Raw genomic sequence first — 14,996 nt, forward strand, 5'->3', positions numbered from 1 at the left:
TTCCCTGTCGGGGGGGTTGCTGTTTGGCTTTGGGCTTTCGCCCTGCGGCCTTTCGACATTCACTACGTTAGCCGATTCCCCCGCCCGATTCATAATCGGGCTCCGTGGGCTCGAATTCAGGCATGCGGGCACGCCAAAAAACGACCCCGTTGAGGGTGTTTCGTTAGTAGTGGGTTGGCCGCTCCGGCTGCTGACTTCGCAGTACCCGGTTCAGCGGCTCGGGCCACGTTACGCGCCTCACCGGGGCGCGTCAACTTCGGCGGCGCCTCGGGACGTGGGCCCGATAGGGGCTCACCGTGGGGTCGTTGGCGATCCAGTAGCGCCAGGGGTGGATGTCACCGTTTCCGCCGTCGCCTGCCACGCCGGTGCGTGGGCCATTGCGTACCTGGTCGGAGGGGGTCGGGGTGCCGGTCAGGATCCTCAGCGGGGTCTCGCCGGTGGCGCATGCGTCCGTGCCGTCCAAGGCTCGGTCCACGTCCAGGGCGGTGGCGAGGCGGGCCGGGCCCTTGGCCAGTTCCTTGTCGTTGCGGGCCGAGACGCGACGGGTGCGGGCGAGCTCGGCGCCCTCGACGATCTCGCCGGCGCGGAGCAGGACCGCGCATGCCTGGCCGTTGGGGCCGCACACCAGGTTCATGCAGTGCCACATGCCGTAGGTGAAGTAGACGTAGACGTGTCCGGGGGGACCGAACATCACGTCGTTGCGGGGTGTGCGGCCGCGATAGGCGTGGGAGCCGGGGTCGTTAGGGCCGTCGTAGGCCTCGACCTCAGTCAGACGGAGGGCGATCGGACCGTCCGGGGTGGTGCGTACCAGGATGCGGCCGAGGAGGTCGGGGGCGACTTCCAGGACGGGGCGGTCGAAGAAGTCCCGGGGCAAGGGCGTACGGTCGGGGGTCGCGATCATGCCGTCCGAGGGTAGTGCAGACGGGTGGTCGCGACGGGGTGGTCAGGGGGCGTGCGTCTTGCCAGGGTGGGGACGCGGAACCGGCCACGGCCGGATCGCGTTTGTAGGGATCAAGGATCCACTCTGAAAAGAGGAGAGTCATGGCGTTCAAGAAGCTGCTCGCGAGCCTGGGTGCCGGCGGGGCTTCGGTCGAGACGGTGCTGACGGAGGTCAACGTCGTTCCGGGCGGTGTCGTCCAGGGTGAGGTGCGGATTCAGGGCGGGTCCGTGAACCAGAACATCGAGGGCCTGTCGGTGGGCCTTCAGGCGCGCGTCGAGGTCGAGGGTCAGGACTCGGAGTACAAGCAGGACATCGAGTTCACGAAGATGTCGCTGGGTGGCGCCTTCGAGCTCCAGGCCGGGGCCGTGCACGCGGTGCCGTTCGGTCTGGAGATCCCGTGGGAGACGCCGGTCACGACGATCGACGGTCAGACGCTGCGTGGCATGAACATCGGCGTGACGACGGAGCTGTCGATCGCCCGGGCCGTGGACTCCACCGACCTGGACCCGATCAACGTGCACCCGCTGCCCGCGCAGAAGGCGATCCTCGACGCCCTCATCCAGCTGGGCTTCCGCTTCAAGAGCGCGGACATGGAGCGGGGCCACATCCGGGGTACGCGGCAGAAGCTGCCGTTCTACCAGGAGATCGAGTTCTTCCCGCCGCAGCAGTACCGCGGTATCAATCAGGTCGAGTTGAGCTTCGTCGCCGACGAGCACACGATGGACGTCGTGCTCGAGATGGACAAGAAGCCGGGGCTGTTCAGTGAGGGCAGCGACACCTTCCGGTCGTTCCAGGTGGGGCTGAACGACTTCCAGGGGACCGACTGGGCGGCGTACCTCAACCAGTGGCTGTCCGAGGTCGGCAGCAAGCGCAACTGGTTCTAGGCTCGGAACAGCTGATTCCACTGTTTCGTCAGGAGGTATCGAAGTGACCGAGCTCAAGAGGCGGCCGCTGCCCCACGACTTCCATCCGCCCGTGCCGTCCTTCACGGTCACGAGTGAGGACGTCGAGTCCGGCGGGACCCTCAAGGACGCTCAGGTCTACGCGGCCGGCAACACCTCGCCGCAGCTGCGCTGGGAGGGTTTCCCGGCCGGGACCAAGAGCTTCGCCGTGACCTGCTACGACCCTGATGCCCCTACGGGCAGTGGGTTCTGGCACTGGGTCGTGTTCGACATCCCGGCCTCGGTGACCGAGTTGCCGGTGGGTGCGGGCAGCGGCAAGTTCGAGGGGCTGCCGGAGGGTGCCGTGCAGGCGCGGAACGACTACGGGGCGAAGGACTTCGGTGGTGCCGCGCCTCCGCCGGGTGACGGGCCGCACCGCTATGTGTTCACGGTGTACGCCGTGGATCAGGAGAAGCTCGGTCCTGACTCGGATGCGAGCCCGGCTTTCGTCGGGTTCAACCTGCGGTTCCACGCCATCGCTCGCGCACACGTGATCGCCGAGTACGAGGTGCCTGCCGAAGCCTGACGTTCATGGAACGTTTGCCCGCCCCTGGTCATGGAAGTGATCGGGGGCGGGCACTTTTTATTTCGTTGTCCATCTCGGCGTGCCCGGCCAGAGTTGATCCCAGCCCGCCAGGGGGTGGGCAGGTGCGCACGGGAGGTGGGCTGCAATGCGGGACACGCTGGTACTGAACGCGAGCTTCGAGCCGCTGTCGACGGTGACGTTGAATAGAGCCATCGTTCTGGTGCTTCAGGACAAGGCCGTCGTCGAGCAGGCCCACCCCGAACTGCGGATGCGTGGGGCCGCGGTGGACATACCCGCGCCCCGGGTGATCAGGCTGTGCAGGTACGTACGGGTGCCGTTCCGAAGACAAGCGCCGTGGTCGCGGCGGGGTGTGCTGGTGCGGGACCGGCACCGGTGCGCGTACTGCGGGCGCCGGGCGACGACTGTGGACCACGTGGTGCCGCGGTCCCGGGGTGGGCAGGACACGTGGCTGAATACGGTCGCCTCCTGTGCGGAGGACAATCATCGGAAGGCTGACCGGACGCCTGAGCAGGCGGGTATGCCGTTGCTTCGGGAGCCGTTCGAGCCGACGCCGGCTGATGCGATGTTGCTGACGCTGGGGGCCGAGGAGTTTGCCGCGCTGCCGGATTGGCTGGCAACGGACGCGGCCTGACCATTCGCCGTGAGTCCATCGGTAGTTCGTGGGCCGCGGGTTCGTTGTGGTTTGTCGCGCAGTTCCCCGCGCCCCTGAGGGCGTTGAGGCCCGCCTTTGTCGAGAAGGCGGGCCTCTTGCGTACGCACGACAGATCTCAGTCGATCGACGGCTTCTCTCGGCGTTCTGTCGCCTGGCCGGGGATGTTCGCGGATCCGCCGTTGCCCGAACCCCCGCCCAGGCCGCCCAGGTTGCCCATCGCGCCGGAGAGGCCCTTGAGGGCGTCGCCGATTTCGCTGGGGACGATCCAGAGCTTGTTGGCGTCGCCCTCGGCGATCTTCGGGAGCATCTGGAGGTACTGGTAGGAGAGGAGCTTCTGGTCGGGGTCGCCGGCGTGGATGGCCTCGAAGACCGTGCGGACGGCCTGGGCCTCGCCCTCGGCGCGCAGGGCCGCTGCCTTGGCCTCGCCCTCGGCGCGGAGGATCTGGGACTGCTTCTCGCCCTCGGCGGTGAGGATGGCTGCCTGGCGCGTACCCTCGGCGGTGAGGATCGCGGCGCGCTTGTCTCGGTCGGCGCGCATCTGCTTCTCCATCGAGTCCTGGATGGAGGTGGGGGGCTCGATCGCCTTGAGTTCGACGCGGTTGACGCGGATGCCCCACTTGCCCGTCGCCTCGTCGAGGACGCCGCGCAGGGCCGCGTTGATCTCCTCGCGGGAGGTCAGGGTGCGCTCCAGGTCCATGCCGCCGATGATGTTGCGGAGGGTGGTGACCGTGAGCTGCTCGATCGCCTGGATGTAGCTGGCGACCTCGTAGGTGGCGGCGCGGGCGTCGGTCACCTGGTAGTAGATGACGGTGTCGATGTTCACGACCAGGTTGTCCTGGGTGATCACCGGCTGCGGCGGGAACGGTACGACCTGTTCGCGCAGGTCGATGCGGTTGCGGATGGTGTCGATGAACGGGACCACGATGTTGAGGCCCGCGTTGAGTGTCCGCGTGTAGCGGCCGAAGCGTTCGACGATGGCCGCGCTCGCCTGTGGGATGACCTGGATCGTCTTGATCAGGGCGATGAAAACCAACACCACCAGAATGATCAAGACGATGATGACCGGTTCCATCGTCGTTTCCCCGTACCCCTTCTCCGCTGCGGCAACTTCGGCAGATCTTATGGTTGTTGAAGATCTTGCTGGTCGAGTCTGACAGACCGTCGCGCGGCCCGTGGCGCGAACGCGCCACTTACGTCGTGCGAGGTCACATCACGATCGCCGTGGCCCCCTCGATGTCCACGACGTCCACTTCCTGGCCTGGTTCGAAGGCGCGGTCGGTGTCGAGGGAGCGTGCGGACCAGACTTCTCCGGCGAGCTTGATCCGGCCGCCGGACGCGTCGACGCGCTCCAGGACGACGGCCTGTTTGCCCTTCAACGCGTCGATGCCGGTGGCGAGTTGGGGCCGCTGGGCGCGATGTCTGTTCGCGATGGGCCGTACGACGGCGATGAGCGCGGTCGAGACGACGACGAAGGACACGACCTGGACGACGGCGTCACCGCCGAAGATGCCGGCGACCACCGCGGCGGCGACGGCGCCGACCGCCAGCATGCCGAGTTCGGGCATCGCGGTGATCACAAGCCCGATGCCGAGCGCTGCCGCGCCTATCAACCACCAAACCCACGCGTCGATTTCCACATGGTCATGGTAGGACCGTGGGCCCTGTCGCGGACAGGGCGCCGATCGTTTGAGAGGGGGTCAGGAGAGCGGGAGGCCCTGTGCGGTCCAGCGGTCGCCGACCTGCTCGACGACGAGGGGGAGGCCGAAGCAGAGGGAGAGGTTGCGGGAGGTGAGTTCGAGCTCCATCGGGCCGGCGGCGAGGACCTTGCCCTGGCGGATCATCAGGACGTGGGTGAAGCCCGGGGGGATCTCCTCGACGTGGTGGGTCACCATCAGCATCGAGGGGGCGATCGGGTCGCGGGCGAGGCGGCCGAGGCGGCGGACGAGGTCCTCGCGGCCGCCGAGGTCGAGGCCGGCGGCGGGCTCGTCGAGGAGGAGGAGCTCGGGGTCGGCCATGAGGGCGCGGGAGATCAGGGTGCGCTTGCGCTCGCCCTCGGAGAGGGTGCCGAACTTCCGGTCGAGGTAGTCGCTCATGCCGAGGCGGTCGAGGAAGGCGCGGGCGCGCTGCTCGTCGATCTCCTCGTAGTCCTCGTTCCAGGTGGCGGTCATGCCGTACGCGGCGGTCAGCACGGTTTGGAGGACGGTCTGGCGCTTGGGCAGCTTCTCGGTCATGGCGATGCCGGCCATGCCGATGCGCGGGCGCAGCTCGAAGACGTCGGTGCCGGGCTTGCCGAGGGTCTCGCCGAGGATGGTGGCGGTGCCCGCGGTCGGATAGAGGTAGCTGGAGGCGAGGTTCAGGAGGGTAGTCTTGCCGGCCCCGTTCGGGCCGAGGATGACCCAGCGCTCGCCCTCCTTGACCGACCAGGAGACCTGGTCCACCAGAGCCCGGCCCTCACGGACCACGGATACGTCCTGAAGCTCCAGAACATCGCTCATGAGCGCGTTGTCTCCCCTTGCTGTGACCGGTCTCGGCGTCTCGGCGTCTCGGTGGTCGCGTGCGCCGGTGGGCGCAGCCCTCTAGGAAATCTACGCCACCGGTCGGGCGCTTCATTCCATCGGTCCGGTCCTTAGGGTGGGGGCATGCTCTCGGAACCACGTTCAGGACGCCTTGCCGCTTGGGGAAATGCCCTTTTGGCCGGACTTGTCTCGCCGGATGACGCTGTGCTCGAGATCGTCGGGGACGACGCCGTGCACCGGGTGGAGGGGCTACCGGGTGAGTCGGCGCCCGTCGGGCTCACGCTGGCGTTGGGTCGGCTGCGGACGCTCGGGGTGAACGGGCTGCGGGTCGCTCTGCCGGTGCCGGGGCATCCGCTGGGGCTGAGCGGGCCGCCTGAGTTCAACGCGCGGGCGATGGATGCCGAGGAGGCGGTGGTCTGTCACGGCGCCGCGTTCGGGTTGGTGCCGGAGGTGTACGAGGCCGGGCCCGACGGTGATGTGCATGTCGAGGTCGTCTGGCATGTGCTGCCGGTGCGGGAGGCGCCGCCTGCGGATGTGCCGTCGCTGGGTGAGGCCGAGCGGGAGCTCGCGGAGGCTCTGCGGGACGCGACGGAGGTGTTGTCGCGGCTGGACGTCGCCGGGTCGGGGCCGGTGGCCGAGGCGGCGATCGATGCGTATCGGGCGCGGGCCGAGCGAGGGCGGGAGGTGTTGGCGCCGGGGTATCCGCCGCGGGCGGTGCGGGTTCTGGAGCTTGCGCAGCGGGTGGGGTTGTTGGTCTCGCTGGCTTATGAGAACGGGCACGGGGGTGCGGTCAGCTCCGCTGAGATGGGGGCTCGGGCGGAGGCGCTGCGGCCGGTGGAGCGGGTGGCTCGGCGGGCGCTCGTCGCCGCGTACAACTCCGTTGTGGAGGAGCGGGAGCGGGGGGTTCGGTGACGTCGGCCTGTTGGTGATCGGCGTTGGTGTGACCGTTTCCTGGGGGCTCTGCCCCCAGACCCCCGTATCGGCCTGAACGGCCTCGTCCTCAAACGCCGGACGGGCTAGGGGCTGGAAACAGACCGGCCTCCCGGGGTGGGCCGGGAGGCCGGAGGTCACTGCTTGCTTCGGGGTGGCGTCAGCGGTTGACGGCCAGGTTGTCGAAGGCCGGGTTCAGGATGCCCACGACGTTCACGGTGTTGCCCGAGACGTTGGCCGGGATGTGGATCGGGGCCTGGACGAGGTTGCCCGAGGCGACGCCCGGGGAGCCCACGGCCTTGCCGTCGGCGTGCGCGCCGTCGGTGGCGGAGGCCATTCCGGCACCGGCGGCCATGAGGCCACCCGCCACCATCGTCACAGCCACGGCCTTCTTCAGGTTCTTCACTTTCAAGCCCTCCTTGCGATTGCCGCGGCAGTCGCCGCAGCACGCATTGGAAAACGGCGGAGATCCACGAAGGATGCGCCATCCGGGGGACATTCCCACGACGGTATGAATCTCAGTCCGGAGCGGAACCCTCCGTATTGCCGTCCGTCATGCCCTGCGGAGAGCGTTTCAGCCGGTCACGCCATGGCGTACGGCCCACAGGGCGGCCTGGGTGCGGTCTGCGAGGTCGAGCTTCATCAGGATGTTCGAGACGTGTGTCTTGACGGTCTTCTCCGAGAGCACCAGGGCTCTGGCTATCTCGCGGTTCGAGCGTCCGTCCGCGATCAGCCCGAGCACCTCGCGCTCGCGCTCCGTCAGGGAGCCGGCCCTGCCCTGCCCGGAGTTGGCCTCCTCCTGGGACAGCAGGGCGCCGGCGACCTCGGGTTGGAGCAGGATGTGGCCGGCGTGGACGGAGCGGATGGCTCCGGCGAGGGCGTCGGGGTCCACGTCCTTGTAGACGTACCCGGCGGCGCCCGCGCGCAGGGCCGGGATCACCGTGCGCTGTTCGGTGAAGCTGGTGACGATCAGCACGCGCGCGGGGTTGTCGAGTTCGCGGAGCTTGCGCAGGGCGTCGACGCCGTCCATGCCCGGCATCTTGACGTCCATCAGCACGACGTCCGGCTTCAGTTCCTCGGCGCGGGCCACTCCCTCGGCGCCGTCGGCGGCCTCCCCCACGACCTCGATGTCGTCCTGCACTTCGAGGAAGGTGCGCAGGCCCCGGCGGACGACCTGGTGGTCGTCGACGAGCAGCACCTTGATTGCGTCACCCACCGGGGACCTCCATCTCGATCGTGGTGCCCTTGCCGGGCGCCGATTCCACGGTCAGCGTGCCGCCGACCCCGCTCGTCCGGTCCCGCATGGAGACCAGGCCGAGGTGGCGTCCGGCTCGGCGTATCGCCTTCGGGTCGAAACCGCTGCCGTTGTCCGTGACCCGGAGGACCGCTCCGCTGCCGCGCCGGTCCAGCGTCACCTCGACGTGCTCGGCGCCGGAGTGCCGCAGGGCGTTGTGCAGGGCCTCCTGGGCGACGCGCAGAACGGCCTCCTCCTGGGCGGCGGGCAGGGCCTTCACGCCGTGGCCGGCGAAGGTCACGCGCGCGGTGTGGGCGCGGTCGAGGACCTGGATCTGGGTGCGCAGGGTGGCTACCAGGCCGTCCTCGTCGAGGGCCGCGGGGCGCAACTCGACGACCGCGGCGCGCAGTTCGTCGGCGGCTTCGGCGGCGAGCGCGGCCACCTGGTGCAGTTCGCCCTTGGCGCGGGCCGGGTCGCGGTCGATCAGGGCTGCGGCGGCCTGGGCCGTCAGGCGCAGGGAGAACAGCTTCTGGCTGACCGCGTCGTGCAGTTCATGGGCGAGGCGTGAGCGTTCCTCGGCGATCGTCAGTTCGCGGCTGCGTTCGTAGAGGCGGGCGTTGGTGAGGGCGATGGCGGCGTGCTGGGCGAGGGTGGAGAGCAGTTCCACGTCCTCTGCCGTGAAGCCGCAGCTGCCCTCCGGCTTGGGGCAGTTCTTGTTGGCCAGAAACAGGGCGCCGATGACCTCGTCGCCGTCGCGGATCGGCAGGCCGAGGAAGTCGGACATGTCGGGGTGGGCCGACGGCCAGCCCTCGAAGCGGGGGTCCTTGCGGACGTCGGCGAGGCGCTCGATCTTGGCCTCCTGGAGCATGGCGGCGAGGATGCCGTGCTGGCGCGGGAGCGGGCCGATGGCCTTCCACTGGTCGTCGCTGACTCCGTCGACCACGAACTGGGCGAAGCCGCCGTGGTCGTCCGGGACGCCGAGCGCGGCGTACTGCGCGTCGAGCAGCTCGCGGGCCGAGGCGACGATCGTCTTGAGGACGTCGCGCACTTCGAGGTGCCTGCTCATGGCCAGCAGCGCGGAGCTCACCGCGGCGAGGCCGGACCTGGGGCCTTGACTCATGCCCTCACGGTACCGGCGGGGTGTGACAGCCGGATCGGACCTGTGGCGGCGGCCGGCTGCGGCGCGGGACCTAGGCCTGCGGTCGCAGGTTCGGCGGCGTAGGGCGAAAGGCCCGCAGTGCGCGGCGTAGGACCAAGGGCCCCGCGGCTTTGCGGCCCGCGTCCGAGGCGGGGCGGGCGGGCCCGTTCCTACGTTGAGGGCACCGCCGATCGGGGCGGCCGGAGACGAGGGGACGGTTGTCATGCCGGTAGCGATCATCACGGGGGCCTCCAAGGGGCTGGGGCGGGCGCTCGCCGAGGCGCTGGCCGCGCGCGGCTGGGATCTGGTGCTCGATGCCAGGACGGCGGAGGTTCTCCAGGAGACGGTGGCCGGGCTTCGTGCGTACGGCACGCGCGTGACGGCCGTTCCGGGGGACGTCACGGACACCGGGCACCGGTCCGGGCTGGTGGCGGCGGCGTGGCGGCTGGGCGGTGCCGATCTGCTGGTGAGCAACGCCAGCGCGCTGGGCGCCGAGCCGCTCGTACGGCTGGACGCGCTGCCTCTGGAGGGGCTGCGGCGGGCGCTGGAGGTGAACGTGGTGGCCGCGCTGGCCCTCGTACAGGAGGCGCTGCCGCTGCTGCGGGCGTCCGAGGCGGGGGCGGTGATCACGGTCAGCTCGGACGCGGCCGCCGAGGCGTACGAGACGTGGGGCGGGTACGGGGCGTCGAAGGCCGCCCTTGACCATCTCGCGGCGGTGCTCGGGGAGGAGGAGCCGGCGCTGCGGGTGTGGGCGGTGGATCCCGGGGACATGGCCACCGACCTGTATGCGGCGGCCGTACCGGACGACGACGATCCGCGGCCGGCGCCGTCCAGCGTGGTGCCGGCGTTCCTGCGGCTGCTGGACGAGCGTCCGGCGAGCGGTCGCTATGGAGCTCCGGCGCTGTTGGAGGGGCGGCGGTGACGCTCGCGGTGCGGGTGCCGGAGGAGCTGTCGGCGCGGGTTCCCGCCGAGCAGCGTGGACCGGGGCTGGGCCGGGACGCCGTACGGCTGCTGGTGTCTCGGGGCACCGACGTGTCGCACCACGCGTTCGGGGAGCTGCCGCGGCTGTTGCGGGCCGGGGATGTTCTGGTCGTGAACACGTCGCAGACGCTGGCCGCCGCCGTGGACGGCTGGGTCGGGCACGCGCGTGTGGTGGTGCACTTCTCCACGCGCGGGGACGACGGGCGGTGGGCGGTCGAACTGCGGGATCCCGACGGGCGGGGCACCACGCGCGCGCGTACGGGCGGGCCCGCGGGGACTGAGGTGCGGCTGCCGGGTGGGGCGGGGCTGGTGCTGGAGGAGCCGCTGGGCCCGGGGAGCGGGCGGCTTTGGTGGGCGAGGGCCTCGAGTGCCGGTGTCGGTCGGGGGTGGGGCGCGGGAGAGGGGTCGGGTGGGGTGTGGGGCGTGGGGCGGGGTGGGGCTCGTACAGGAGCTGAGGGGGTAGGGGGAGCAGGAGCTGAGGGGGTAGGAGGAGCAGGTACTGAGGGGCCAGGAGGAGTAGGTGCTGAGGGGCTGTGGGGAGCCCATCCGCAGGCCGACGGACCCGCGGCCGCGGAAGAGGACGGGACCGGGATTCTCCGGGTGATGCGGGAGTACGGGCGGCCGATTCGGTACTCCTATACCGAGCGGGACCAGCCGTTGTCCGTGTATCAGACCGTGTTCGCGTTGCCGTCGGGCGACGGGGCGGGCAGTGCGGAGATGCCGAGTGCGGCGCGGCCCTTCACGATGCGGACGGTGACGGAGCTGGTGAGTCGGGGGGTGCAGTTCGCGCCGGTCACGTTGCACACCGGGGTGGCGTCGGCGGAGGCGCACGAGCCGCCGTATCCGGAGCGGTTCGCGGTGCCGGAGGCCTCGGCGCGGCTGATCAACGCGGTGCGGGCCGGGGGTGGCCGGGTCGTCGCTGTCGGGACGACGGCCGTGCGGGCCGTGGAGTCGGCGGTTGACGCCGACGGGGTCGTACGCGCGCGTGCGGGGTGGACGGACCTCGTCGTCACGCCGGAGCGCGGGGTGCGGGCGGTGGACGGGCTGCTGACCGGGCTGCACGAGCCGCAGGCCTCGCATCTGCTGATGCTGGAGGCGGTCGCCGGGCGGGCCGCGATCGAGCGCAGCTACGAGGCGGCGCTGCAGGGGCTCTACCTGTGGCACGAGTTCGGCGACGTGCATCTCATCCTGCCGGCGGAGGGTCCTCACGCAGAGCATTGCTGCAGCAACTGCCGGTGAGACCGCCACGCGGCCGATGTGAGCCCGCGCATAGGGCGCAGGTCACGTACGAAAGTCCGTAGTAGGTAGCGACGTCCCTTTTGAGCGGGACAGACGGTCCCGTCTGTCCCGATTTGCCCTTCATGGGTCCACTACCGGGGATCGTACGTCACACCTTTGCCACGCAATTTTGCGGCCGCTAAGAATTGCTCTCGTCGCTCAGCGCCGCGGGTTTTCCCCGCGGCGTTTGTGCAGGAAGCACCCGTGTCCCCCGACGGACAGCGAGCGACCTCCGCGCTATTCGAAGAGGTCCCACTGCCATGCTCAAGAACGCCAAGAACCGACTCAGTCGTACGCTGACCAACCGGCACAAGATCGCGATTGCCGGTGTCGGCACGCTCGGTGCCGCCGCTCTGGCGCTGTCCGCCGTACCGGGCAACGCCCAGACGACGACGGCCGAAGCCCCCACGAGCAAGGTCGCGTACAGCAACGAGCAGATCAAGGACGTCAAGGGCAGCGTCACCGACCAGCTCGCTTCCGCCAGCGTGAAGGCCGAGGACATAGCGGCCAAGAAGGCCGAGCAGGAGGCCGCGGCCAAGAAGAAGGCGGCCGCCGAGGCCGCCGCCAAGAAGAAGGCCGCGGACGCCGCCGCGAAGAAGAAGGCCGCCGCCGCTGCCGCCGCCAAGAAGAAGGCCGAGGCGGAGCGCGAGGCGAAGGAGGCCGCGAGCCGGTCCGCCAAGCGCGTCCAGGCCCAGCCGGTCGCCGCGAAGACCTACGCCAACAACCTCGACGGCTGGATCCGCGAGGCGCTGGACATCATGAAGAAGCACAACATCCCGGGCACCTACGACGGCCTCCACCGCAACATCATGCGGGAGTCCTCGGGTAACCCGAACGCGATCAACAACTGGGACATCAACGCCCAGAACGGCGTGCCGTCGATCGGTCTGCTGCAGGTCATCAAGCCGACCTTCGACGCCTACCACGTCGCCGGCACCGCCTGGAGCCAGTACGACCCGGTCGCCAACCTGACCGCCGCGGCCAACTACGCGGCCGACCGGTACGGCTCGATCGACAACGTCGACAGCGCGTACTGAGCGAGGTAGGCGCGGGCCTTGCGATCCGTACGCCGAAGGGCGGCACCCTCCTGACGGGGTGCCGCCCTTCGGGCGTCGTACGGGACGCGACTACTTGCGCATGACCTCGGGCTCGTGGCGGCGCAGGAAGCGGGCCACGAAGAAGCCACAGATCACGCCGAGGACGATCAGGGCGATCATGTCCATGGACCAGGCGCCGACCGTGTGCTCCCACAACGGGTCGTTGCTGTCGCCCTTGGCGGGCGGACTGATCTGGTTGAAGTCGAGCGTGGCACCCGCGGCGGCGACCGCCCAGCGCGACGGCATCAGGTACGAGAGCTCGTTGACGCCGATGGAGTTGGCCAGCGGGAACAGGCAGCCGGTGAAGACGACCTGGACGATCGCGAACATGACCAGCAGCGGCATGGTCTTCTCGGCGGTCTTCACCAGGGCCGAGATGATCAGGCCGAACATCATCGCGGTGAAGCCCAGCGCCATGATCGGGATGCACAGCTCCAGCAGGATCTGGCTGCCGAGGACCAGACCCTCGTCCGGGATCGTGCGGCTGGAGAAGCCGATGACACCGACCATCAGGCCCTGCAGCACGGTGATCAGACCGAGCACGAACACCTTGGACATCAGGTACGCGGACCGGGACAGGCCGGTCGCGCGCTCCCGCTCGTAGATGACCCGTTCCTTGATCAGCTCACGGACGGAGTTGGCGGCGCCGGCGAAGCAGGCGCCCACCGCGAGGATCAGCAGGACGGTCAGCGCCGTGCCGTTGGCGACGGGCTTGCCGGTGTTCGGGTTGATCTCCGTGTTGACCAGGAGGTCCTTGCCGGAGTCGATGAGCAGGCTCACCGAGCCGAGCACGAGCGGCAGGATGATCGACAGGGCCAGGAAGCCCTTGTCCGAGGCGATCACCGAGACATAGCGGCGTACCAGCGTGCCGAACTGGGACAGCCAGCCCTGCGGCTTCGGCGGCTTCATCGCCTGCATCGGCGGCATCTGTACGGACTGCGGCGCGATGGCGTCGATGTCCGCGGCGTACATCTGGTAGTGCTGCGAGCCCTTCCAGCGTCCCGCCCAGTCGTAGTCGCGGTAGTTCTCGAAGGCGGAGAAGACGTCGGCCCAGGTGTCGTAGCCGAAGAAGTTCAGTGCCTCCTCCGGCGGGCCGAAGTACGCGACCGCGCCGCCCGGCGCCATGACGAGGAGCTTGTCGCAGATCGCCAGCTCGGCCACGGAGTGCGTGACGACGAGGACCGTACGGCCGTCGTCGGCGAGGCCGCGCAGCAACTGCATGACGTCGCGGTCCATGCCCGGGTCGAGGCCCGACGTGGGCTCGTCCAGGAAGATCAGCGACGGCTTGGTGAGGAGCTCCAGGGCCACCGAGACGCGCTTGCGCTGGCCGCCGGAGAGGGAGGTGACCTTCTTCTCCTTGTGGATGTCCAGCTTGAGCTCGCGCAGCACCTCGTCGATGCGCTGCTCGCGCTCGCGGGCCGTGGTGTCGGCCGGGAAGCGGAGCTTGGCCGCGTACTTGAGGGCCTTCTTGACGGTCAGCTCCTTGTGCAGGATGTCGTCCTGCGGGACCAGACCGATGCGCTGGCGGAGCTCGGCGAACTGCTTGTACAGGTTCCGGTTGTCGTAGAGGACGTCGCCCTGGTTGGCGGGGCGGTAGCCGGTGAGCGCCTTGAGCAGCGTCGACTTGCCGGAGCCGGACGGTCCGATGACCGCGATCAGGGACTTCTCCGGGACGCCGAAGGAGACGTCCTTGAGGATCTGCTTGCCGCCGTCGACCGTGACGGTCAGGTGGCGGGCCGAGAAGGAGACCTCACCGGTGTCGACGAACTCCTCAAGCCGGTCGCCGACGATCCGGAACGTCGAGTGACCGACGCCGACGACGTCCGCCGGGCCCAGCAGCTGCGAACCGCCCTTGGCGATCGGCTGGCCGTTGACGTACGTGCCGTTGTGGGAGCCGAGGTCGCGGATCTCCATGCGGCCGTCGGGCGTCGAGTGGAACTCGGCATGGTGCCGGGAGACCTGCAGGTCGGAGACGACCAGCTCGTTCTCCAGGGCACGGCCGATGCGCATGACGCGGCCGACGGAGAACTGGTGGAACGTGGTGGGGCTGCGGTCGCCGTAGACCGGCGGCGCCCCCGCGCCACCACCGGGGCCCTGCTGGTGCGGCACCTTCGCCGCGGACTGCGGCTGCTGCTGCGGCGTCGGCTGCTGCCAGCCGGCCTGCGGGGCCTGCTGCGGCTGGGCCTGCTGCTGCGGGATCTGCTGGGGCGGCGCCTGCTGAGCGGGGGCCTGCGGCGCCCAGCCGGGGTTCGCGCCCTGCGCGGCGTACGGCTGCTGCTGCGGCTGGGCCTGCGGCGAGGCGACGGAGGCCGCGGTGCCGGAGAGGTTCAGGCGCGGTCCGTCGGTCGCGTTGCCCAGGTGCACGGCCGAGCCGGGGCCGATCTCCAGGTGGTGGATCCGCTGGCCCTGCACGAACGTGCCGTTGGTGCTGCCGTGGTCCTCGATGACCCAACTGCGGCCGCTCCAGCTGATCGTGGCGTGCCGCCAGGACACCCTTGCGTCGTCGAGCACGATGTCACCCTGCGGATCGCGTCCGAGGGTGTAGGGCCTGGACGCGTCCAGCGTCCAGGTCCGTCCATTCAATTCCAGTACGAGTTCCGGCACTCCATGCCCCACTGAGTAGTCCCCCGAGTTACCCCCAACACAGGGAGTCTAGGGATGTCGAACATCGTCGGGAACTATTTCAGGCTCCGCCCCCTGACCGAAAGTCGGGCCTTGGGAGGAGCACGCGTCCGCGCTTCG

At 69.6% G+C, this 14,996-nt stretch carries 15 protein-coding genes; 7 read left to right on the forward strand and 8 right to left on the reverse strand.

The window, feature by feature from the left end; translation table 11 throughout:
* Positions 1 to 250: 250 nt before the first annotated feature.
* A complete protein-coding gene (locus AQJ67_RS43650; protein ID WP_062725667.1) occupies positions 251 to 901 on the reverse strand; it encodes a DNA-3-methyladenine glycosylase in 651 nt (216 codons plus the stop codon).
* A gap of 140 nt (positions 902 to 1,041) precedes the next feature.
* On the opposite strand from AQJ67_RS43650, the gene AQJ67_RS43655 reads away from it, so the two are divergent.
* The 3 genes from AQJ67_RS43655 to AQJ67_RS43665 all read left to right on the forward strand — a co-directional run bounded on the left by AQJ67_RS43655 (position 1,042) and on the right by AQJ67_RS43665 (position 3,059).
* Complete coding sequence (locus AQJ67_RS43655; protein WP_062725669.1) at positions 1,042 to 1,824, forward strand: sporulation protein; 783 nt, start codon at positions 1,042 to 1,044, stop codon at positions 1,822 to 1,824.
* Positions 1,825 to 1,867: 43 nt separating this feature from the next.
* Entirely contained in the window at positions 1,868 to 2,407 is a 540-nt protein-coding gene (locus AQJ67_RS43660) for a YbhB/YbcL family Raf kinase inhibitor-like protein (RefSeq protein ID WP_062725671.1), read from the forward strand.
* 145 nt (positions 2,408 to 2,552) lie between these two features.
* Positions 2,553 to 3,059: an HNH endonuclease gene (locus AQJ67_RS43665; RefSeq protein WP_062725674.1), complete on the forward strand. Its 507-nt coding sequence runs from the start codon at positions 2,553 to 2,555 to the stop codon at positions 3,057 to 3,059.
* Positions 3,060 to 3,195: 136 nt separating this feature from the next.
* On the opposite strand, the gene AQJ67_RS43670 is transcribed toward AQJ67_RS43665, so the two are convergent.
* From AQJ67_RS43670 to AQJ67_RS43680, 3 genes are all read right to left on the reverse strand, one after another.
* Entirely contained in the window at positions 3,196 to 4,152 is a 957-nt protein-coding gene (locus AQJ67_RS43670; protein ID WP_062725676.1) for an SPFH domain-containing protein, read from the reverse strand.
* Positions 4,153 to 4,285: 133 nt separating this feature from the next.
* Positions 4,286 to 4,717 carry an NfeD family protein gene (locus AQJ67_RS43675; RefSeq protein WP_079056556.1) on the reverse strand — a complete coding sequence of 144 codons (432 nt, stop codon included), beginning with the start codon at positions 4,715 to 4,717 and terminating at the stop codon, positions 4,286 to 4,288.
* Positions 4,718 to 4,777: 60 nt separating this feature from the next.
* A complete protein-coding gene (locus AQJ67_RS43680) occupies positions 4,778 to 5,575 on the reverse strand; it encodes an ABC transporter ATP-binding protein (protein ID WP_048587106.1) in 798 nt (265 codons plus the stop codon).
* Between the two features lie 144 nt (positions 5,576 to 5,719).
* On the opposite strand from AQJ67_RS43680, the gene AQJ67_RS43685 reads away from it, so the two are divergent.
* Complete coding sequence (locus AQJ67_RS43685; protein ID WP_079056557.1) at positions 5,720 to 6,508, forward strand: hypothetical protein; 789 nt, start codon at positions 5,720 to 5,722, stop codon at positions 6,506 to 6,508.
* Positions 6,509 to 6,686: 178 nt separating this feature from the next.
* On the opposite strand, the gene chpE is transcribed toward AQJ67_RS43685, so the two are convergent.
* From chpE to AQJ67_RS43700, 3 genes are all read right to left on the reverse strand, one after another.
* On the reverse strand, positions 6,687 to 6,932 hold the full coding sequence (gene chpE, locus AQJ67_RS43690; RefSeq protein ID WP_062725682.1) for a chaplin ChpE: 246 nt from the start codon (positions 6,930 to 6,932) through the stop codon (positions 6,687 to 6,689).
* A gap of 168 nt (positions 6,933 to 7,100) precedes the next feature.
* Entirely contained in the window at positions 7,101 to 7,742 is a 642-nt protein-coding gene (locus AQJ67_RS43695; protein ID WP_030053710.1) for a response regulator, read from the reverse strand.
* Positions 7,735 to 8,880, reverse strand: coding sequence for a GAF domain-containing sensor histidine kinase (locus AQJ67_RS43700; protein WP_062725684.1), 1,146 nt, complete (start codon positions 8,878 to 8,880; stop codon positions 7,735 to 7,737). Before AQJ67_RS43700 ends, AQJ67_RS43695 begins: the two co-directional genes overlap by 8 nt.
* Positions 8,881 to 9,121: 241 nt before the next feature.
* Here AQJ67_RS43700 and AQJ67_RS43705 point away from each other — a divergent pair, with 241 nt between their 5' ends.
* The 3 genes from AQJ67_RS43705 (at position 9,122) to AQJ67_RS43715 (ending at position 12,194) form a co-directional block, all read left to right on the forward strand.
* Positions 9,122 to 9,820: an SDR family NAD(P)-dependent oxidoreductase gene (locus AQJ67_RS43705; protein ID WP_062725686.1), complete on the forward strand. Its 699-nt coding sequence runs from the start codon at positions 9,122 to 9,124 to the stop codon at positions 9,818 to 9,820.
* Positions 9,817 to 11,118 (forward strand): S-adenosylmethionine:tRNA ribosyltransferase-isomerase, encoded by a 1,302-nt coding sequence (locus AQJ67_RS43710; protein ID WP_062725688.1) that lies wholly within the window; start codon positions 9,817 to 9,819, stop codon positions 11,116 to 11,118. Before AQJ67_RS43705 ends, AQJ67_RS43710 begins: the two co-directional genes overlap by 4 nt.
* Before the next feature lie 299 nt (positions 11,119 to 11,417).
* Positions 11,418 to 12,194 (forward strand): transglycosylase SLT domain-containing protein, encoded by a 777-nt coding sequence (locus tag AQJ67_RS43715; protein ID WP_062725690.1) that lies wholly within the window; start codon positions 11,418 to 11,420, stop codon positions 12,192 to 12,194.
* Between the two features lie 90 nt (positions 12,195 to 12,284).
* On the opposite strand, the gene AQJ67_RS43720 is transcribed toward AQJ67_RS43715, so the two are convergent.
* A complete protein-coding gene (locus tag AQJ67_RS43720; protein WP_062725692.1) occupies positions 12,285 to 14,858 on the reverse strand; it encodes an ABC transporter ATP-binding protein/permease in 2,574 nt (857 codons plus the stop codon).
* Positions 14,859 to 14,996: the final 138 nt, after the last annotated feature.

This window comes from Streptomyces caeruleatus, assembly GCF_001514235.1.
Lineage (GTDB): Bacteria > Actinomycetota > Actinomycetes > Streptomycetales > Streptomycetaceae > Streptomyces > Streptomyces caeruleatus.